At 68.1% G+C, this 19,695-nt stretch carries 13 protein-coding genes; 4 read left to right on the top strand and 9 right to left on the bottom strand.

Annotated features, from left to right (window positions below):
- The first annotated feature begins 161 nt into the window (after window positions 1–161).
- The gene (locus ABD743_RS44255; protein WP_344730703.1) at window positions 162–968 is read left to right on the top strand and encodes an IclR family transcriptional regulator; all 807 of its coding nucleotides are present in this window, start codon (window positions 162–164) and stop codon (window positions 966–968) included.
- A gap of 82 nt (window positions 969–1,050) precedes the next feature.
- Here the strand turns inward: ABD743_RS44255 and ABD743_RS44250 are convergent, their stop codons facing one another.
- The 7 genes from ABD743_RS44250 to ABD743_RS44220 all read right to left on the bottom strand — a co-directional run bounded on the left by ABD743_RS44250 (window position 1,051) and on the right by ABD743_RS44220 (window position 11,755).
- Window positions 1,051–2,085 (bottom strand): LacI family DNA-binding transcriptional regulator, encoded by a 1,035-nt coding sequence (locus ABD743_RS44250; protein ID WP_344730701.1) that lies wholly within the window; start codon window positions 2,083–2,085, stop codon window positions 1,051–1,053.
- 167 nt (window positions 2,086–2,252) lie between these two features.
- On the bottom strand, window positions 2,253–3,173 hold the full coding sequence (locus ABD743_RS44245) for a sulfotransferase domain-containing protein (protein ID WP_344730699.1): 921 nt from the start codon (window positions 3,171–3,173) through the stop codon (window positions 2,253–2,255).
- Window positions 3,174–3,247: 74 nt separating this feature from the next.
- Window positions 3,248–4,135, bottom strand: coding sequence for an RNA polymerase sigma factor SigJ (sigJ, locus tag ABD743_RS44240; RefSeq protein WP_344730697.1), 888 nt, complete (start codon window positions 4,133–4,135; stop codon window positions 3,248–3,250).
- 233 nt (window positions 4,136–4,368) lie between these two features.
- A complete protein-coding gene (locus tag ABD743_RS44235; RefSeq protein ID WP_344730695.1) occupies window positions 4,369–7,077 on the bottom strand; it encodes a helix-turn-helix transcriptional regulator in 2,709 nt (902 codons plus the stop codon).
- 196 nt (window positions 7,078–7,273) lie between these two features.
- A complete protein-coding gene (locus ABD743_RS44230; RefSeq protein WP_344730693.1) occupies window positions 7,274–8,539 on the bottom strand; it encodes an IS256 family transposase in 1,266 nt (421 codons plus the stop codon).
- 135 nt (window positions 8,540–8,674) lie between these two features.
- A complete protein-coding gene (gene qcrB / locus ABD743_RS44225) occupies window positions 8,675–10,351 on the bottom strand; it encodes a cytochrome bc1 complex cytochrome b subunit (protein ID WP_379659491.1) in 1,677 nt (558 codons plus the stop codon).
- Window positions 10,352–10,528: 177 nt separating this feature from the next.
- Window positions 10,529–11,755, bottom strand: a complete 1,227-nt coding sequence (locus ABD743_RS44220) for an NAD(P)/FAD-dependent oxidoreductase (protein WP_344730689.1) — start codon at window positions 11,753–11,755, stop codon at window positions 10,529–10,531.
- A 421-nt stretch (window positions 11,756–12,176) separates the two neighbouring features.
- On the opposite strand from ABD743_RS44220, the gene ABD743_RS44215 reads away from it, so the two are divergent.
- Window positions 12,177–13,025 carry an NADP-dependent oxidoreductase gene (locus ABD743_RS44215; protein ID WP_344730687.1) on the top strand — a complete coding sequence of 283 codons (849 nt, stop codon included), beginning with the start codon at window positions 12,177–12,179 and terminating at the stop codon, window positions 13,023–13,025.
- A gap of 110 nt (window positions 13,026–13,135) precedes the next feature.
- Window positions 13,136–13,537 (top strand): cupin domain-containing protein, encoded by a 402-nt coding sequence (locus ABD743_RS44210; RefSeq protein ID WP_344730685.1) that lies wholly within the window; start codon window positions 13,136–13,138, stop codon window positions 13,535–13,537.
- A 48-nt stretch (window positions 13,538–13,585) separates the two neighbouring features.
- Here ABD743_RS44210 and ABD743_RS44205 read toward each other — a convergent pair whose 3' ends face one another.
- Complete coding sequence (locus ABD743_RS44205) at window positions 13,586–14,731, bottom strand: NAD(P)/FAD-dependent oxidoreductase (RefSeq protein WP_344730718.1); 1,146 nt, start codon at window positions 14,729–14,731, stop codon at window positions 13,586–13,588.
- A gap of 783 nt (window positions 14,732–15,514) precedes the next feature.
- Here ABD743_RS44205 and ABD743_RS44200 point away from each other — a divergent pair.
- Complete coding sequence (locus ABD743_RS44200; RefSeq protein WP_344730683.1) at window positions 15,515–16,435, top strand: HpcH/HpaI aldolase/citrate lyase family protein; 921 nt, start codon at window positions 15,515–15,517, stop codon at window positions 16,433–16,435.
- A gap of 42 nt (window positions 16,436–16,477) precedes the next feature.
- On the opposite strand, the gene ABD743_RS44195 is transcribed toward ABD743_RS44200, so the two are convergent.
- Window positions 16,478–19,210, bottom strand: a complete 2,733-nt coding sequence (locus tag ABD743_RS44195) for an AAA family ATPase (RefSeq protein ID WP_344730681.1) — start codon at window positions 19,208–19,210, stop codon at window positions 16,478–16,480.
- Between the last annotated feature and the right edge of the window lie 485 nt (window positions 19,211–19,695).

Here is a 19,695-nt window from a genome sequence, read left to right as displayed (position 1 = left end):
ATACCCGCGACGGTGAGGCGGTACTGCCCGCTTGCACTCGGAAGACGCTGCCCATGCCAAACGATCCTGATCTGTCATTTTCTGGTCGATCACAGAAAGATTTCCAGCGATACCGGACACCGCGCCTGGACATTTTCCTGCGACGCCCGCAGAATCGACTTATGAGCGCGTCCGTAGGGAAGGCAGCACGGATTCTTCGGGCATTTCGCCCGACGTTGGACGTGCTCTCCGTACGCGCGCTCGCCGAACGCACGGGACTACCGCGATCCACCGTCCATCTGCTGTGCCGGACCCTCGTGTCGGAAGGTCTGCTGGAGGCGGTCCCCCGCGCCGGCTACCGGCTGGGGCCGCTGCTGCTCGAGCTCGGCGGGCTCATCATCGACCGCACCGGACTCGTCGACGCGGTCGAGGGCAGCACCGCCGCCCTGCAGCGCACCCCGGGCCAGGAGCTGCACGTAGGCCAGCTCGTCGAGGGCTGGGTGATCTACCTGCATCGGGAGTCCGGCCCGACCAGGGTGAGCATGGCGAACCGGGTCGGCATGCGGGCGCCGGCGTTCATGTCCGGGTGCGGCAAGAGCGCGCTGGCCGCGCTCGACCCGGAGGACGCCGACCTGCGCGTGCGCCAAGTCTGCAGGCAGGAGCAGATTTCGCTCCCTGACATGGCAGCGCTGGCGGACGAGTTCGCCGGCGCGCGCATCCACGGTTACCTCGTGTGCCGGTCATTCCAGCCGGGGCGCACGTCGGTGGCGGCGGCGGTCCTCGGGGCCGACGGGCAGCCCGCCGGAGCGTTGTCGATAGCCGGGCCGAACTCCACGTTCGCCCCGGCGCGCGTGGCGGGCCTGGGCCGGGCAGTGTCGGATGCTGCAGAGATCGCGAGCCGCAGGCTGCAGACGCGCAGCTCCGTGGCTGGGCAGCGGGTGCCGACCCCGGACGCGCTGGCCGCCCCGCTGCGTATGGTCGCCGGTTGACGCGATAGGCCTAAGGGCTCGAATTGCAATCGATCGCTCTGGAGTGTGCTGAGCGGCGCGCGACGAATGACGTTCGGCCGAATCAGGGCGGGACGGAACCCCGACCCGGCGGAGCTGCGGAGCACCTCACGACGAGTACGGGGGCGAGAATCAGCGATCGATTGCGGCGTTCCGGCGCGTTGAGAATATCCACCAGAAGGCGTGCCGCCTCCTGTCCGAGCTCGTACTGTGAGATTCGGATCGTGGTCATCGGCGGAGCGACCCGGTCCATGAAGGGCGTGTCATCGAAGCCCACCACACTCACGTCCGCCGGACAGCTCAGCCCGCGCTCCCGCAGAGCATCGAAGCAGCCGAGTCCGATGAGGTCGTTGCCTGCGAGTACCGCCGTGAACCGGCGCCCCGCGTCGAGCAGCTCGCCGAGCGCGTACCGCCCGGCCTCCGCCGACCACGCCACGCAATGTGCGACCCGATCCGGCCCCGCCGGGAGCCCGAGGTCCTTCATGCTCTGCACGAACGCCCGCTTCCGGTGCAGGCCGGTGGAGAACTCCTGCGGACCCGCGACGTAGACGATCTCGCGATGGCCCAGTTCGTAGAGATGGGTCAGCGCGAGAACCGTGCCGTGCGCGTCGTCGGATGTGACGGCCGGGACGTCCGTGCGCGCGAGCCGCCGGTTCACCAGTACGAGCGGGGTCGACGTCCGGTACATCTCCTCGATCAGCGGGTGGTCGAGGCGTGCGGTCGCGAAGATGTAGCCGTCGACCGACCGCTGCCGAAACGACGCGATAGCGGCCGATTCGAGCTCGGCGTCGCCGTCGGTGTTGGCGATCCACACGCTGTACCCCAGGTCGCGCAGCACGTCCTCGGCACCGCGAACCATCGGGGGAAAGATCGGGTTGGTCAGATCGGGCAGAAGCATCCCCACCGCCGACGACCGCTCGGTCCGCAGGGTTCGCGCGCTGACGTTGTGCGTGTATCCGAGCGCCTGTGCAGCCGCGAGCACCTTGCCGAGCGTCGTGTTGCTGACCAGGTGGCGGGAGGACTCGCTGAGGGCGCGGGAGGCGGTGCCGACATGGACCCCGGCGCGCTCCGCCACGTCCTTCAGGGTGGGCCGCTGCACCACAGCACACTACCCGGGGTACCCCTGCTCTGACCTCGGCGATCACTGCGCGACCTCCGGATTGCCGCTCCACGCAGTGCCGGAGCGACGTGCTTCATCGAGCGCCCACCGGACAGGAAGGCGATCACGCGGCGAAAACCGGCTACTCCGGCTTTTCGCGAGCCGGATCACGACACCGTGAGCGGTTCGCGATGGACCCATCCCAGCAGGTCGGGCGCGGCCAGTTCGGCCGTCCGAGCCGCGTACTCCCGCAGATCGTCGTCCGCGAGCACACCCCTCCACTGCCCACTCACGCCGCGGTTGAAGAACCGCCGCTCATCCCGCCAGATGGCCAGGCCGGACTCCGGGACGAGTCGGCCGGCGTTCTCCTGCATGTCCTCGAACGTCGCCGCCCGCTCCAGCGACGGCCACGCCGACTCCGGCACGGTGATGTCCAACCGCTGGGCCAGGCGACGCATCTCGCCAGGCAGATCGGCCTTGAGATCGTCGTAGTGGACCAAGATCACATTGGCCGAGTCACGCGCGTCCCAGAACGTGGCGAGGTGATGCAACGTGAGGCCCAAGCTGGGACCGCTGTTCGCTACCGGGGTGGCGTCCAGCATCCAGCGCCGGAACTCATCACGCTCGGATTCCTCCTGCGGCGCCGACAGGTAGGCGGAGATCTCGTCCGTGGCCGGGAGGCCGGTCGCCGCCTCCCGAGCGCGCTGAACCGCCCGCGGGTCCATGTTCGCCTTGAAGTTGCCGAACGAGATGCCGACGTCCCTCGGGTCGCGCCCGACGCACACATAGGACACCCGGGTGTCGAACGGCAACCCGTCCAGCGGCGTGTGCGACTTGATGAACCGGCGGTGCCGCTGAGCTTCCAGATCGCTGACCATCGACGCACGCGGCTGCATGAGCGAGTCGAGCCACGGCGACAGCTCGTCCAATCCCCGGCCGAACTCCGGTGTTCCCAACACCAACAGCGCGCAGATCGTCTGCATCCAGGTGGTGCCGCTTCTCACCGGCGTGCTGATCACGATGTCGCCGTCGCGGAACGCGAAGCCGTCCCAGCGCGCGCTGTCCCAGAGGACATTCTGGTATCGCATCACAGATCCTTCCTTCCCACGTGCCGAGCCGCAGCACGGGATGGGACCGGAGCAGGCTGAGAAACCTGCGGACATCACGAGGTGTCGCGGAGAGGGGCCAGCTTGTCCGGTGCTCGGATGATGTCGACGCGGGAGATGCGGTCGCCGTCGAGTGTCAGGGAGATGACGAAATCGCACTCGTCACCCTCGAGGACTGCCAGGCCCGGTGCGCCATTGACCATCACCGCGGCTGGTTGGCGTTCAGCCCTGAGGAATCTCGCCATGCCGACGAGCATGCGTGCGACGCGGCCTGCTCCGTGTACGGGTCGGCGGGCCGCGCGAACCTGTCCGCCGCCGTCGCTGGTCAGTCGCACGTCGGGGTCGAGCATCGTCATGAGGGTGGGCAGGTCGCCGCCGATGGAGGCGCATCGGAACGCGGCGACCACCGCCTCATGGGTGCCGCGGTCGACCTCCAGGCGTGGGGTGCCGGCTGCGACGCGTTTGCGGGCGCGGGCGGCGAGTTGTCGCACCGCGGCGGGGGTGCGGCCGACCACGCGGGCCACCTCGGTGAACTCCATGTCGAACAGGTCGTGCAGTACCCAGGCGGTGCGCTCGGGTGGGCTGAGCGTTTCCAGCATGACCATCAGTGCGAAGCTGACGCGGTCATCGAGGGTGACCAGCTCGGCCGGATCTGCGGGCAGCGGTGAATCGACCCACGGCTCGGGCAGCCAGGGCCCCACATAGGTTTCGCGGCGGAGCCGGGCGGAGCGCAGGGTGTCCAGCGCGCGCCGAGCCACGACGACGGTGCCCCAGGCCTCGACGTCCTTGACCGGTGTGTCGGCGTCCGCGGTGACCAGGCGGAGCCAGCAGTCGGACACGACGTCCTCGGCTTCGGCGTGGCTGCCTGTCACGGCGTAGGCGATCCGCACCAGCCGAGGTCGTGCCCGGGTATAGGCGGCCGCCAGTTCGGCTTCGTCGGTCACGACCGGCTCCTGGCTGTGGCCCCCACCGCTCTCCGAATTCCCGGCGTCACCGCCTCACCCCTCTCGGTGCCTCGACCGGTGCGGGATCCTCCGCACGCATGATGAAGACGAGATGGACCGCCGACATGTGACAATCGAGGAAGTGTCAGGTCCCACATTTCACCGGCGCAGGTCTGATCGTCCTACTTCACGAAGAACCAGAGATAACCGACGATCCTGCCGACGCCATCGGATCAGCCACGAAGTTGCTTCCGAGAGGTGACGTTGAGCTTGGCGAAGATCTTGTGCAGGTGCCACTCGACAGTGCGCGGACTGATGAAGAGCCGGGCGCCGATCTCGGGATTCGAAAGGCCCTTGCCGGCAAGCTGGGCGATTTGCCTCTCTTGACCGGTGAGCAGACTGTTGACCGGGTCGGCAGCTGACCTCGGCTGCTCACCGGTCGCCGACAGCTCGCGAGCAGCCCGCTGAGCGAACGCCTCGATCTCCATCTCGGTGAACAATTCATGGGCGGTTCGCAGCCGTTCGCGCGCGTCGGCGCGTCGGCCTTTCCGGCGGAGCCACTCACCGTAGACGAGATTGGCGCGGGCGAGTTGGACGGTGATACGGCATCGCGCGAGCCGATCAATGGCGTCCTGATAGAGGTTGTCGGCATCGCGACCGTCGCTCAGGAGGGCGCAGGATCGGGCCTCGATCCCGAGGGCCCATTCCGTACCACTGGCGCGGGTACGTTCACAGAGTCGTCGAAGGGCATCAGCGGCGAGCTCGGATCGGCCGCTGCGGACGCCTGCCTCGACCAGTTCGCTGAGGGCCCAGCTGAGCAGCCCGAGATCGTCATGAGCGCAAGCTTGTTGAGCGGCGACCAGCGCGGCCGGGTATCGGCCGAGACCGTTGTGCAGGACAGCAGTCACGTACTCGCACAGCGTTATCCCCCTCCCCTCGCCCCTCCTGGTGGCGTGCTGGACGCCGGCCTCGATCAGCTCCACCGTCTGGGCCTCCCGACCGCGCCAGGCGGCGAGCATCAGCGACGACGACCTGAGGGAGCAGATGCCGGTTGCCGCTGTGATGGAGTCGGACTCCTCGATCAGCGTCGATGCTGCAGTCAACTCGCCCGCTTGCACATGCACTGCGGCACGGTAGGTGAGCGCGATGGGCAGAACCTTGAGCGCGCCGACGCCACGTGCGACGCGGACCTGTTGAGTAGCCAGCGCATGCCACGTCTCGTCGTCGCAGATGTCTTGCGCAACGAGGCACGCCAGCCACAGCCAGCGGCCGTTCTCCTCGTCGTGTTCCCGGTCGTGGCGAAATGCGTGCAGCGCTCGTCTGAGCATTGGCAGGCCTGCGGCGTAGCCCTCTGCGTACCGCATCGCGAGGCCGTCGAGGAGCAGATCGAGCGGCCGAGGTGGCGACGACGGCGGCGGCGCCGCGAGCGCGGCCTCGGCCACTTCGGTCACCCCGCGCCCGCTGTTGGTGCGACCGGCATAGACCGCTGCGGCGAGTGCTTCGAGATAGGTCTCGCGGGCCTGCCGGGCGTCGAGTGGTGACAGGCGTACGGCGGCGTCGAGCAGCAACGGCGGTGCGTCGCTGCCGCGGTTGCGGGCGAATGCGATCTGGGCGCGCATTCGCTCCAGCCGAGCACGCTGGAGTTCGTCGAGCGAGCCCATTTCCGCGGTCGCGAGCAGCCCGCTCGCAGCGCCCGGCGCGCCTGCCTCCAGCTTGGCCTGTGCCGCTGCAAGCGCACGCACGCTCCGGCGCGCCGAGTCCGACGTCAGGTGGGTCGCTCGCTCCAGAAATGCGGCGGCCGCTGCGACGCCGCCGCGGCCCTGCGCCCGATGGGCCAAGCGTTCGAGTTCCGCGGCGACGTCCTCGACGGGCTCGCATGCGGCCTGTGCGGCGTGCCAGGCGCGCCTGTCCGGGTCGACTTCGGGATCGGTTGCCGCCGCCAGCGCCCGGTGTGCGCCCTGCCGATCCTCCGGCGAAGCTGCCCGGTAGACCGCCGAGCGCACGAGGGGATGGCGAAACCGCACCCTTGCATCGATCTCGACCAGCCCTGCTTCCGCTGCCGGCGCCGCCGCCTCTCCCCCGATCCCGAGCCGCTCGGCCGCCCGCCAGACCAGCACCGGGTCGCCGACGGGTTCCGCTGCGGCAACCAGGAGAAGTCCCCGCGTGCCTGATGGGAGCAGCGCGAGCTGCCGGCGATAACTCTCCTCGAGTCGAACCGGGAGCGCAGACCCGTCGGGAAGCCCGAAACTCCCTGCCAAGGTCGACGTGAACCCCCGAGACACTTCCAGCAGCGCCAGCGGATTGCCCTGCGTCTCGGCGACGATCCGATCGAGCACCTGCTCGTCCACCGGCCCGGGGAGCGCGGAGCGCAGCAACTCACGCGCGTCATCGGCAGGTAACCCGGTAACGGTCAACTCCGGCAAGCCCGTCAGCTCTGCCACGTCATCAGACGCCCGCGCCGCGAACACCAGAGCCACCGACTCCGCCGAGAGACGGCGCGCAGCGAACGTCAAGGCCTGCACGGAAGCTTGATCAAACCACTGCGCGTCATCCACCAGACACACCAGCGGCTGCTCCTGGGCAACTTCGGCCAACAGGCCGAGCAGTGCCAGCCCGACCAGGAAGCGATCCGGTGCGGGGCCACCCGTCATCCCGATCGCCCTGCACAGCGCATCGCGCTGATGAACAGGTAGCCGCTCGACTCGCCCCAGCACGGGCGCGCACAGCTGGTGCAACCCGGCGAAGGCCAGCTCCATCTCCGACTGGACGCCCGTGACACGCTCCACCCGACATCCCGTTGCGCGCTCGGTCACGTACTCCAGCAGCGCCGTCTTGCCCACTCCTGGCTCGCCACGCACCACCAATGACCGGCTCTCACCCGCCCGAACAGCGGCCAACAGCCGGTCGAAGACGTCGCGCTCGCTGCGCCGGTCCCGCAGCACGAGGCACCACCGCCACTCGTCAATTCACTGACGCGCCCTACCCGGCAGGAGCAGACGTGAGCAACTGCAGCGGTCGTCACGCTACTCTGATCCATTCGCATGCCCTGCTCGGAACGCGGGGGCCTCGGCGCGCACCGCCTGGGCTGCTGGACGAGCGGTGGGAGTGTCCGACGACCGGTGTAACTGGTCGTGATGGTTAGCTGCCGTTGGTGGGGATGATTCGTCCTGCGAAGGTGATCGCGAAGGCGTTCAGTGCGGGCTTCCAGCGCATCGCCCATCTCGCTCGGCCCTTGCCGGTCGGGTCGAGCGAGCGGGTGACCAGGTAGAGGCACTTGAGCGCGGCCTGCTCGGTCGGGAAGTGCCCGCGGGCCTTGACCGCCCGCCGGTAGCGGGCGTTGATTGACTCGATCGCGTTGGTCGAGCAGATGACCCGGCGGATCTCCACGTCGTAGTCCAGGAACGGCACGAACTCCGACCACGCCGAACGCCACAGCCCAATGATCGCCGGATACTGCTCGCCCCACGTGTCAGCGAACTCCTCGAAGCGCGCCGCCGCGGCCTGCTCGGTGGGTGCGGTGTAGACCGGGCGCAGGTCCCGGGCCATCTGCTCCCAGTACTTGCGGGAGGCGTAGCGGAAACTGTTGCGGATCAGGTGCAGCACGCACGCCTGGACCAATGCCTGCGGCCACACCGTGGTGATGGACTCGGGCAGACCCTTGAGCCCGTCGCAGACCACGATGCACACATCCGCGACGCCGCGGTTGCGGACCTCGGTCAGCACCTGCAACCAGTACTTCGCGCCCTCACCACCCTCGCCGGCCCAGATCCCGAGGATGTCGCGGTGCCCGTCCACGGTGACGCCGATGACCACGTAGAACGGCCGGTTGGTGACCTGCCCGTCACGCACCTTCACATGGATGGCATCGATGAACAGAACCGGGTAGATCGCGTCCAGCGGCCGGTTGGCCCATTCGGCCATCTCCTCGAGCACCTTGTCGGTGATCCTCGAGATCGTGTCCCGGCTGACCTTGGCCCCGTACACCTCCTCGAAATGGGCGGCGATCTCGCCGGTGGTCAGACCGCGGGCGGTCAGTGAGAGCACGATCTCGTCGATCCCGTCCAGGCGGCGTTGGCGCTTACGCACGATCATCGGGTCGAAGCTGGCGTCCCGATCACGAGGGACCTCGATCTGCACCGGCCCGATCTCGGTCAACACCGTCTTCGTCCGGGTGCCGTTGCGCGAGTTGCCCCCATCCCGCCCGCTCGGGTCGTGGCGCTCATAGCCCAGGTGCTCGCTCATCTCCGCCTCCAGAGCGGTCTCCAGCACCGTCTTGGTCAACCCCGTGAGCAGGCCGTCCGGGCCGACGAGCTCGATCCCCTCCGCCCGCGCCGCATCCACGAGCTGCTGGGCAAGCTGCTGCTGATCAATCCGATCCGCCACAGGCTCGATCGTGTCGCTCATAACTGGTCCCTCCCCCGAGCTGCGCTCGGCGTGTCGGACCAGTTACACCGATCGTCAGACAGTCCCCGAGCGGTTCGTTCATGCGGACCTATCGTGCGAGCGTGCCGTTCGTTGGAACGTGATGCGGGTGGCTGCCTATCGCGAAGCCGTGCTGTCGCGACCCTGCTGTGCCGTCTCGACGGCAGACTCGCCGTTTCGAGCTCGCTCCAGGGCGATGGTTTCTTCGATCGGGTCGGGCGTGACGAGCGAGCCGGAGGGTGGCCTACCACCGACATCGAGTTGGTTCATCCGCTTGGGCACGGGTGAGCCCTGGTAGGTCAGCGCAACGGGCTTGCCGTTGCCGTTGCTTCCCACAAGAGGCTGGTGGATCTCGATGAACTCGCCGTGGGGAAGCCTGCGGATGATTCCGGTGGCGATGCCGTGGCGCAGAACGGCGCGGTCGTCGCGTTGGAGTCCGAGGCAGATCCGGTAGGTGAGGTAGTAGGCGATCGGGGGGAGGACGAGGAGCCCGATGCGGCCGGCCCAGATGGTGGCGTTGAGCGAGATGTTGAAGAAGAAGGCGATCTGGTCGTTGCTGCCGGAGAGCGTGAGGACGGCATAGAAGGAGACCGCCATAGCGCCCAGGGCGGTGCGGACGGGTGTGTCGCGGGGGCGTTGGAGCAGGTTGTGGTGGGCGTTGTCCTTGGTGAGTGTGCGTTCGAGCCAGGGGTAGGCGGCGGCGATGAGGTAGAACAGGGGCAGGAAAGCGGGGCCTGCCCAGAACGTGGGTGGGATGGTGTAGCCGGCGATGGTGATGTTCCAGGGTGGGAAGATTCGGGTCATTCCGTCGAGATAGAGGAAGAACCAGTCGGGGGTGGCGCCGGCTGAGACGTGCACGGGGTTGTAGGGCCCGTAGTTCCAGATCGGGTTGATCTGGAATATGGCGGCCATGATGGCGAGGACGCCGGTGGTCAGCATCCCGAACGCCACGGTGCGTGCGGCGTATGTCGGGAAGACCCGGACGCCGACGGTGGTGTTCTCGGTGTGCTGCACCGCGCGTCGCTTACCGGCACTGGTTCTGGTTGTGGTGCCGGGGAATTGCGCCGAGCGCTGGCGCCAGAGGAGTCCGAGGTGCAGGGCGGTCAGGGCCAGCAGGACGGCGGGCAGCAGCATGACGTGGATGAGGTAGAGGCGGGGGATGATCTCGGTGCCGGGGAATTCGCCGCCGAACAGGGCCCAGTGGGTCCATGTGCCGATCACCGGGATCGACAGTGTCAGTGCGGAGGCGATGCGCAGTCCGGTGGTGCCCAGGAGGTCGTCGGGTAGGGAGTAGCCGGTGAAGCCGGCGAAACTGCCGACGAGCAGCAACAGGATGCCGATCACCCAGTTGGCCTCCCGTGGTCTGCGGAACGCGCCGGTGAAGAGGGTGCGCAGCAGGTGGGCGATCATCGCGGCGATGAACAGGTGCGAGGCCCAGTGGTGGATCTGCCGGATGAACAGTCCACCGCGCACGTCGAAGGAGAGCCGGAGTGTGCTCTCGTAGGCCTTGGACATGGTGACGCCGCGGAGGTTGTCGTAGCGGCCGGTGTAGGTGACGGCCTGCATCGAGGGGTCGAAGAACAACGCCAGGTAGACGCCCGAGAGCAGCAGGACCAGGAAGCTGTAGAGCGCGATCTCGCCGAGCAGGAACGACCAGTGAGTGGGAAAGACCCGGTTGGCCACCGTCCGCAGCCCGGCCGCCACGCGATAACGCTCATCGACACGATCGAACTTCCGTGACAGCTGTGCAGGCACGCCGCTGGACGGCGTTTCAGGAGTGGTTGCGCTCATGATTTCTGGTCCCTGACGATGCTTGCGTCAATGATCTCCGAGCGGCAGGGCGGCGCCGTATTGCGCCTCATGTCCGAGCCGGTTTCGAGGTGCGCTATCCATCGTCGTGTGTGATACGGCGAGGGTCCCTGTGTAAGTCCCTGGTCGGTACCCGGGTCGACCACGGGACCCCCCGTCCGGTCAGACCTCGGCGAGGGGCACTCGTTCATCGGCGAGCCGGCTGGGATCCACGGCGGTTCCGGAGCGGATGAGGCGCTGGACATCCTCGGTGACGTCCCAGACGTTGACGTTCATGCCGGCGCGGACGTGTCCACCGGACAACCAGAACGCGATGAACTGGCGGGTGTCCAGGTCGCCGCGTACGACGACCTCGTCGTAGTCACCGGGTTGAGCGTGGCCCGTGTACTCCATCCCGAGGTCGTACTGGTCGGTGAAGAAGTACGGCAGCCGGTCGTAGACGACGTCCTGGCCGAGCATGGCACGGGCGGCAGCCGGCCCGGTGTGGAGCGCGGTGGCCCAGTGCTCCACACGTACGCGTCGGCCGATCGTCGGATGGTCGACGTTGGCGATGTCGCCGACGGCGTAGATGTGCGGATCGCTGGTACGCAACCGCGAGTCGACCAGCACACCGTTGTCGATCAACAGCCCCGCACGTTCTGCGAGTTCGACGGACGGAATCACCCCGATTCCGACGACGACGACGTCGGCAGGCAGGGTGTCCCCGCTCGACAGCGCCACTCCGGACGCCCGCCCACCGTCGCCCACGATCTCGCGGACCCCGTTTCCGAGGCGGAGGTCGACGCCGTGCGCCCTGTGCAAGTCGGCGAATACGGCGCCCATCTCGTCACCGAGGACCTGACGCAAGGGCTGGTTGTCACGCTCGACGAGGGTGACTGCACAGCCCCGTTGGCGGGCCGCGGCCGTCACCTCGAGCCCGATCCACCCTGCCCCGATCACGACCACTCGCGTTCCGGCGACCAGGGTGGCGCTCAGCGCGTCGGAGTCATCAATCGTGCGCAGGTAGGCAACACCGGCCAGGTCGGCACCGGGCACGTCGAGTCGTCGCGGGACGGCGCCGGTGGCGAGCAACAGTTCGGCGTAGCGCAATCTGTGGCCGCCGGCCAGCGTGACGTCCTGGCTCGCCGGGTCGACGTCCTCGACTCGGCACGCGGGCCGCAGTTCGATCCCCTGCTTGTCGTACCAGGCAGGCTGGTGCACGAAGGCCGTTTCGCGTTCCTGTGTGCCGAGGAGGTAGCCCTTCGACAGCGGTGGTCGCTCGTACGGGGGATGGTTCTCTTCGCCGAGGAGCACCACGCGGCCGGTGAACCCCTCGGTGCGTAGGGTCTCCGCCGCCTTGGCCCCGGCCAGTCCTGCTCCGGCGATCACGAACGTCCGGTCATCACTCATGTGTCAGTTCCTTGTGCTCGGTCACAGCCCGGCGGTCATCCGTGGGTACGCCATCGGACGACGTGACAGAAATGTTTGAACTCATAGTTTCTGATCCCTGACAACGCGTGACCCGTACTCGAGGATCCGGCGGATCGCGCGAAGGATCTGTGCTGCCTTTCCGGTGGATGCGCACATGGGTGGGGAGTGTGCGGCCGTGTTCCAGATGTGTCGCGGTTCGTGTCCAGCCCTGTGGGACTCGCTGCTGGATGCTCCGGGTTCTACCGATCAGGATCGCTGCCATGAACTGGGTGTTCCCGGTGCGGCCGGGCAGTTTCGAATCGCTATGTGCAGCATGATGGCGTTGCGGGCTCACACCCGGGGTGGTCCTGAGGTTCTGGTGTATGAATCTGCGCCACGGCCGACCCCGGGGAATGGCGAGGTGCTGATCGCCGTCCACGCGGCGGCGATCACGTTCGACGAACTGACCTGGCCCGAGACGTGGGCCTCCGGCGATACCGACCGGACTCCCGTCATCCCGTCCCACGAGTTCTCCGGCGTCGTGACCGAGGTCGGCGATGGTGTCTCCGGATTCTCGGCCGGTGACGAGGTCTACGGGCTGGTTCCGTTCGACCGGGACGGCGCCGCGGCGGAGTACGTCAGCGTGCCGGCAACGTGCGTGGCCACCCGGCCTCGCACGGCGTCGCACGTCGTCGCAGCGGCCGCCGTGCTCCCGGCACTGACCGCATGGGAGGCCGTCGTCGAACATGCGGCAGTTCAACCGGGACAGCGCGTGATGGTGCACGGAGGGGCCGGCGGTGTCGGCTCCTTCCTCACCCAACTCGCGGCGGCGCTGGGAGCCGACGTCACATGCACCGTGCACAAGACCCCCGACGTGGGACACGTACTCGCCCTGGGTGCCGCGCGCGCGATCAACACCGAACTGGAGCCGCTCGACGCGGAGACCGGGGTCTACGACGTCGTCATCAACGCCGCAGGGCGGGACGCACCGGAAGGCCTGTTCGCAGCGCTCCGCCGTAGCGGGCGCCTGATCACCCTCCAGGAGCCTCCGTCACAGGAGATGGCCGACAAGCACGGCGTCACAGCCCTCTTCTTCATCGTGACGCCGGAACAGCACGGACTGGCCCGGATAGCGAACTTGATCGACACCGGCACGCTGAAAGTCAGTGTCGCCGCAACGTTTCCCCTGGCCGAGGGCCGAACCGCCTACAAGAGCGGCGCCATCCGTGGCCGCCACCCCGGCAAGACCGTACTTATCGTCCGGGACTGACCGGTTATGCTGCCCTCCGTTATTGTAAAATACTCCACACTAACGAATTTTGAGTGCTCAACCGGGGACTCACCGGAGACAGAGGTGCACCTCGCACAAAGGAGAGAGAAATGGCTGCTGTCAGCAACATGATAGAGAAGGATCTGCTGGAAGTTGTGCCGCCGTTCATCGTTCAGGGTTCCTCTGCGATGATCCGGCTCCTCGAGCTGCCGCCAGGGGACCCTGGCCTCGCCCCTCACCGTCACTCCGGTCCTGTTTTCGGCTACATGCTCGAGGGAGAGATGCTCTTCGAGCTCGAGGGTGAGGCGCCGTATCCGATCACCGCGGGAGAGGCCTTCTGGGAACCGGGCGGCGAGGTCATCCACTACACGGTCGCCAACCTGCTTGCCGACAGGACGAGTCGATTCGTCGTGGTCATGCTGTGCGCTCCTGGGGTCGAGATGATCACACTGGTCGACGACGAGGAACTTGCAGCCAAGGCAACGGAACGGATTCCCGCACCACCGCGGTAGTTCTCGGATTCTGGCTGGTCCGCATGACTGCCGCACGGAGCCGGCCGGTCAGCCGGAACGGGTGCCCTCCTGGGCCGTCCGCGGGGCCTCGGTGTCCAGGGGTACGGCGGCCGACCGCACGAGTCCGAGCTGCACGACCTGACGGCCGGTCACAGCATCGAGGATCCAGTCGATCGCCGTGCGCACGCGGTTGCCGGGCATGCTGAGCAGGTGGTAACCCCGGGCGACGGTCTTCGCCGGCAGTCCGGAGAGCGGGATCCGCAGCGGGTTGGCGGCAGCCTGCGTGCCCCCGAGGTCCACCACGAAGCCCAGGTCGTGGTGCTTGTGCCGGCGTATTCGCCCGTAGCCGAGTGACGCCGCGACATTGCGCCCTGCGAGCTTGCCCTGGCGAGTCACGCCCACACACCAGGCGATGGTGCGCGTCGGGACGAACTCCCCGGTGGTGAGGCGCACGCCGTCCCTCGTGGCCTCCCGCACCGAGGTCTCGGTGAGGATCTCGACGCCGCGCTCCCGCAGCACCCGGTCGGCCGCGCGGGACAGCCGCGGATCCAGCTCGGGGAGCACCTTCGGCGCGAGGTCGAGCAGCAACCAGCGCACCTTCTGGTGCCGCAGGTGGGGATGGCCGGCCCGGATCGCGTCGGTGAAGAGCGGCCCGTGGGCCGCCACCTCGGTGCCCGTGTACCCCGCGCCCACCACCACGAACGTGCACCGGGCGGTCCGCTCGTCGGCGTCGTCGGTCGAGTCGGCCAGCTCGAACTGTCGTACGACGTGATCGCGCAGGTAGAGCGCTTCGGCCACGCCGCGGAAGCCGTGGGCGTGCTCGGCGACGCCAGGGATCGGCAGCAGCTTGTTCACGCTGCCTACCGCGAGAATCAGCCGGTCGTAGCCGAGGCTGTGTGAGCGGTCCTCGGGGTCGGTGTAGGAGACGGTGCGCTCGGTGAGCGACACCGACGCCACGTCCCCGAGTACGAGCCTCACCCCCCGCAGCGTGTCCGGGATCGGCACGGTGATCCGCCGCGGATCAAGGATCCCCGCAGCCACCTCGGGCAGCAGCGGCAGGTAGAGGAAGTAGTCCACCGGGTTCACCAGCACGATCTCCACGCCTGAGTCCGGTGGCAGCGCCCTGGTGAGCGAACGCGCCGCGTCGTATCCGGCGAAGCCCGCACCGATGATCACCACGCGCGAGCGGTTCACCGACGGCACGTGTCCGTCGGACGGCTCCGAAGGTTGGGTGGGCCAGATCTGTGTTCCGGACAATTCCCGTCTCCTTCGCCTTCCTCGGGGTCGCGCCGAGGCACGACTGGTCGATCTCTCGAACAGCGGTTGGTGGGCCGGCATGAGAAGCCGACCGCCGCATGGCGGCCTGGACCCGACGCGTTCACCCCGAACGGCCTGCGCAGGTTGAGCAGCGCAGAGGCTCGACCATCGATGATTCTCCGACAGTCGCCGACCGCGCGGGTGGCGCGCGGTCATGGTCCGTTGTGGAGTCCCGTCGTCAGCGACGGACGCAGTCGTCGCACAGGTCAGCAGCCGCCAGGCCGCCCGTCCAGGCCGGTGTCTTGCTGTGCTGGACATCAGCAACGCCCGGTGAGTGCGCCGTCGCGGTCAGATCTCCTCCCAGGGAGCGACGGACTCTACGCCGCACCGGCACGCGAGCGGGGCCGGGAACCTCCCCGGGGAGAGACGGTTCCAGGGATCCCGCTGGTGCGGGCGGCCGTGGCGTTACCGCGGGGCCCCGTGGGTCTGCCCTTGTCGGACAAGGGTGCGACAAAGGTGCTCGCTGTTCCAGTGTTGGCGTTGGTCTCGCGAGATCGGACAGGGGGATCGATCTCGCGAGGCCGCACCCGAGTGATGACGACGGAAAGGCCACTTTGGACATTTCTTGAATGCCGGGCAGCGAATCTGATCCAGCGTCACCTGGGTCAACGAGAACCGGAGGAGATGTCGCTTCCTTCGGTGCGACGATGAAGGAGATTTGTGAGCAGAATCAGCGGTGTCGACGCCCGTACGTGGCTGATCGTTCCCGGCCACCGTCCCGATCAGTTCAGCACGCCCGAGAATCAGGAAGCGGACGCGTTGCTCCTCGACCTGGCGACCAGCGTTGCACCCGAGAAGAGGGAACCCGCCCGCTACGCGGTCGCGAAGTATCTTTCCGACGGCGGCAACGCGTGGGTGCGGGTGAATGGATCGGATACCGACCTCTGCAGCGGTGACCTCCGCGCGGTCGTCGCCGCTCCGGGACTGCGGGGGGTCGTTCTGCCTCGAACCGAGTCGGTGGATCAGATCCGGGCCGTCAAAGCACAGCTGCGGGCGGGTGTGATGATCGTGGCGCTGCTGGAGACGGCCGCTGGTATCGAGAACGCCGATGACATCGCTGCTGCTCATGGCACGTTGCGGCTCGCGTTCGGATCGGCAGGGCTGGGACGTGAGCTGGGGATCACGGGCGGGGCGGCTGCGCTGCTCTACGCCCGTTCACGTCTGGTGATGGCCAGCTGCGCGGCCGGGCTGCCCGGGCCGATCGACGGGCCGAGCGTCGACCCCGACGACATCGTCGGGTTGGGCGCGGACCTGCGGCACTCGGTGACGCTCGGCTTCACAGGCAAGTTGTGCCTGCGCCCCCGGCAACTTCGCATGACCAACGCCGCGTTCGCACCCGCACCCAGCAAACTCGCCTGGGCACGCAGGGTCCTCGCCGCCACCCGTCGCTCATCCACGTCAGTCGCACGCGTCGATGGAGAGATGGTCGGCTGGCAGCACATCGACGCTGCCCAACACACCGTGGCCCGAGCCGCCCTCTTCGATCCTGCAGAGGCCGGACTCGGAGAACCGCTCGCATGTCCCCTGCGGTGGCACCGCGATGGGCCCAGCGAGAGACGGACCTGGCGGCTCGACAGCTGAGGCGCAAGGCAGGCCGCGGTAGAAGACGCGGCGTCGCGCAGTTCAGCCGTCGAGTTGCTTGCGTGAGCTGATGTGGAGCTTCTTGAAGATTCGTCGGAGGTGCCACTCGACAGTGCGGGGGCTGATGAAGAGCCGGGCGCCGATTTCGGCGTTGGAGAGTCCTTCGCGAGCGAGGCGGGCGATCTGGCCTTCTTGGGGGGTGAGGAGATTTGGGGTTCCGTTGGCGCGTTTACGGGTGGTGGCACCGGTGGCGCGGAGTTCGCGGCCTGCGCGCCCGGCGAAGGCTTCCATGCCGAGGTCGGTGAACATGTCGTAGGCGGTGCGGAGTTGCTGGCGGGCGGCCACGCGCTGACGCCGGCGCCGCAGCCATTCGCCGTAGACGAGGTGCGCGCGGGCCAGCTCCCCACGAAGCCCGGCCCTGCACAGCCGGTGGATCGCCGTACGGTAGATGCGTTCGGCCGCCGGGCCGTCGGTGAGTAGCGCGCGGGACCGGGCCGCGATGCCCAGCCCCCACTCGGTGCTGCTGGCCCGCGTGACGTCGGTGAGCTGCTTCAGCGCGAAGGCGGCGCGGCCGGGCATGCCGCTCCGGGCTGTCGCCTCGATGAGCTCGACCTGCACCAACCATGTGGGCAGGCCCGTCATCTCCTGTTGCTTGGCGGCTTGTTCGGCTGCGGCGAGGGCGTCGGTGTAGCGACCGAGGCTGTTGTAGAGGAGCGCTTGCGCCCAGCCGACGAAGAAGAGACCGATTCCTTCGCCGCGGCGGAATGATCCGGTGGTGGTGGTGTGGATGAGCGTGTCGACCTTGCTTTCGTTACCGCGCCAGGCAGCGAGCAGGAGGGCGCCGTAGGGCACGACGGGGCTGGTCGTCGCCTCGGTCACCGTTTCCAGCTCGCCCACCATCTGCTCGGCCGCCTCGAGGTCACCTCTGGCGGTGAGAACGAGGATGCGCGCGCAGAGCGCGATGGGGAGCTCGGCGAGCGCGCCTGCGTCGCGGGCGAGCGTGACGAAGCGGGCGTTGATCACGTCCAGGGTGTCGAAGTCCCACAAAAGCGATGGAACACGGGAAGCGAGCCAGAACCAACGGAGCGCCTCCTCCGTAGGAATGTCCTCGCTGCGGAAAGCGCCGAGCACCCTTCTCAACAACGGGACGGCGGCGGCGTAGCCGTCGGTGAAGAGAACCGCCAACGCGTCGAGCAGAAGATCTGCCGCGCAGGCCGGCTCTGCGGCGGGCGGTGCGGTGCGGGCGGCCTCGGCGATTTCTCGAATACATCCGCTGTCGGCGAGCAGGCCGGCGAACATGGCTGCGGAGAGTGCTTCGAGGTAGGTTTCGCGGGCTTTTCGCGGGTTGATCGTCTCGAATTTCTGCGCAGCTTCGAGGAGGAGCCGTGGTGCGTCGTTTCCGCGGCGCGTGGTGAAGGCGATCTGGGCGCGGAGGAGGTTGATGTCGGCCTGTTGGTGGGTGGTGAGGGGACCGGCTTCGGCGAGGGAGATGAGGGCCTGGGCGGCGGTGGGTATGCCGGCGCGGTGCTTGGCGTGGGCGGCGGCGAGTGCTCGTTGGGTGCGGTGGCCGGCATCAGGGGTGAGGTGGGCGGCGCGTTCCAGAAACGCGGCGGCGGCGGCAAGGCCTCCGCGGGCTTGAGCCCGGGCGGCGGAGTGTTCGAGGGCGTCGGCGATGGTGGTGTCGGGGTGGGTGGTGGCTTGGGCGGCGTGCCAGGCGTGGCGATCGGGGTCGGCGTGCGGGTCGGTGGCGTAGGCGAGGGCGTGGTGGGCGTGGCGGCGTTCGTCGGGTGAGGCGGCGGTGTAGATGGCGGAGCGTTCAAGGGGGTGGTGGAAGCGGACCTGGTTGTCGATGGTGAGGAGTTCGACCGCGGCTGCGGGAGCTGCGGCTTCGGGGCTGATGCCGAGGTAGTGGGCGGCCTTCCAGAGCAGGGTGGGGTCGCCGAGAGGCTCGGCTGCGGCGAGGAGCAGCAGTTGTCGCGTGGGGCTGGGCAAGGGGGTGAGTTGACGTTGGAAGGAGGTCTCGATCCGAGTGGGTAGTGCGGTTGCTGGGGCGGGCCCGAAGCCGCCAGTGAGTTCGGCGGGAGTGAGGCCGCGGTGGAGTTGCAGCAGGGCGAGGGGGTTGCCGCGGGCCTCGGCGATGATCCGGTCGCGAACGCGCTCGTCGACGGGCCAGGGCAGCGCGGTGGCCAGCAGTGCGCGGGCGTCGTGGTCGGACAGGCCGGTGAGGAGGAGGTCGGGGAGGCCATCGAGCTCGGGGATGTCGGAGGTGCGGCGGGTCACGAACAGCATGGCGACGGATTCGGCACCGAGACGGCGGGCGGTGAAGGCAAGGGTTTGGGCGGATGCCCGGTCGAGCCACTGGGCGTCGTCGATGAGGCAGATGAGGGGTTGTCCGCGGGCCGCTTCGGCGAGCAGACCCAGCACGGCCAGGCCGACGAGAAAGCGGTCGGGCGTCGGGCCGTCGTGCAGGCCCAGGGCGGTGGTGAGCGCGTCGTGGTGGTGGGTGGGTAAGCGGTCGGCATGTTCGAGCAGGGGGACGCAGAGCTGGTGCAGACCGGAGTAGGCCAGTTCCATTTCCGATTGAATGCCGGCGGCGCGGGCGATCCGGGCGCCGGGGGTGTGCGCCAGGGCGTGGTCGAGCAGGGCGGTCTTGCCCACGCCGGGTTCACCGTGCACAACCAGTGCCCGGCTTTCCCCGCCCAGCACGGCTTCCAGCGGTTGTGCCAGCAGCTCGGACTCCCGGTCCCGACCCGGTAGCACCCGCCACCCACTCACAACCCGGAGACTCCACTGTGGACTCACCAAGAACCTCTGGAACCACCGACGCGGAGATGCCTGTGCGTTGTGCGCGCGACCAGCAGCCGAGATCGTGGCTGCGCAGCGCCGGCACGCGAAGACGTCGTTGAGCCCTTCACCTGCTTCCTGATTTCACTCGACGGCGCGGCGCAAACGATGGCGTGACGATACATTTCGGCCTCCCTCGCAGATCCCTGTGCGTGCGCCCTGGCGGCACACGGGCGCCGTTGGCCGGGAGTTCCGCAGCCTGCCATATCGTGCCCCGAGTCCGGTTGCCGCAGCCCGCTCCGGATCGGCCATTTCATGTCGATCCTCCTGGTGCACCTGAGCGCGAACCGTGACCTGCCTGGACGTGGATCTGCTCTTGTCATGGGCATGACGAGAGCGAGCGGCTATCTGTGACAACGTGATTGCGTGATCACCCTCACTGGGAGCGACATTCGGTGGCATTGCTCCTCCATTGC

It is taken from the genome of Pseudonocardia yunnanensis, from assembly GCF_039534065.1.
Taxonomy (GTDB): Bacteria; Actinomycetota; Actinomycetes; order Mycobacteriales; family Pseudonocardiaceae; genus Pseudonocardia; species Pseudonocardia yunnanensis.
This window is presented reverse-complemented; position numbering and strand designations above follow the sequence as displayed.

Excerpts from the sequence above, each read along its gene's own strand:
- ABD743_RS44210 (WP_344730685.1), top strand. The coding sequence starts at position 13,136 with ATGGCTGCTGTCAGCAACATGATAGAGAAGGATCTGCTGGAAGTTGTG.
- ABD743_RS44230 (WP_344730693.1), bottom strand. The coding sequence starts at position 8,539 with ATGAGCGACACGATCGAGCCTGTGGCGGATCGGATTGATCAGCAGCAG.
- ABD743_RS44255 (WP_344730703.1), top strand. The coding sequence starts at position 162 with ATGAGCGCGTCCGTAGGGAAGGCAGCACGGATTCTTCGGGCATTTCGC.
- ABD743_RS44220 (WP_344730689.1), bottom strand. The coding sequence starts at position 11,755 with ATGAGTGATGACCGGACGTTCGTGATCGCCGGAGCAGGACTGGCCGGG.
- ABD743_RS44245 (WP_344730699.1), bottom strand. The coding sequence starts at position 3,173 with ATGCGATACCAGAATGTCCTCTGGGACAGCGCGCGCTGGGACGGCTTC.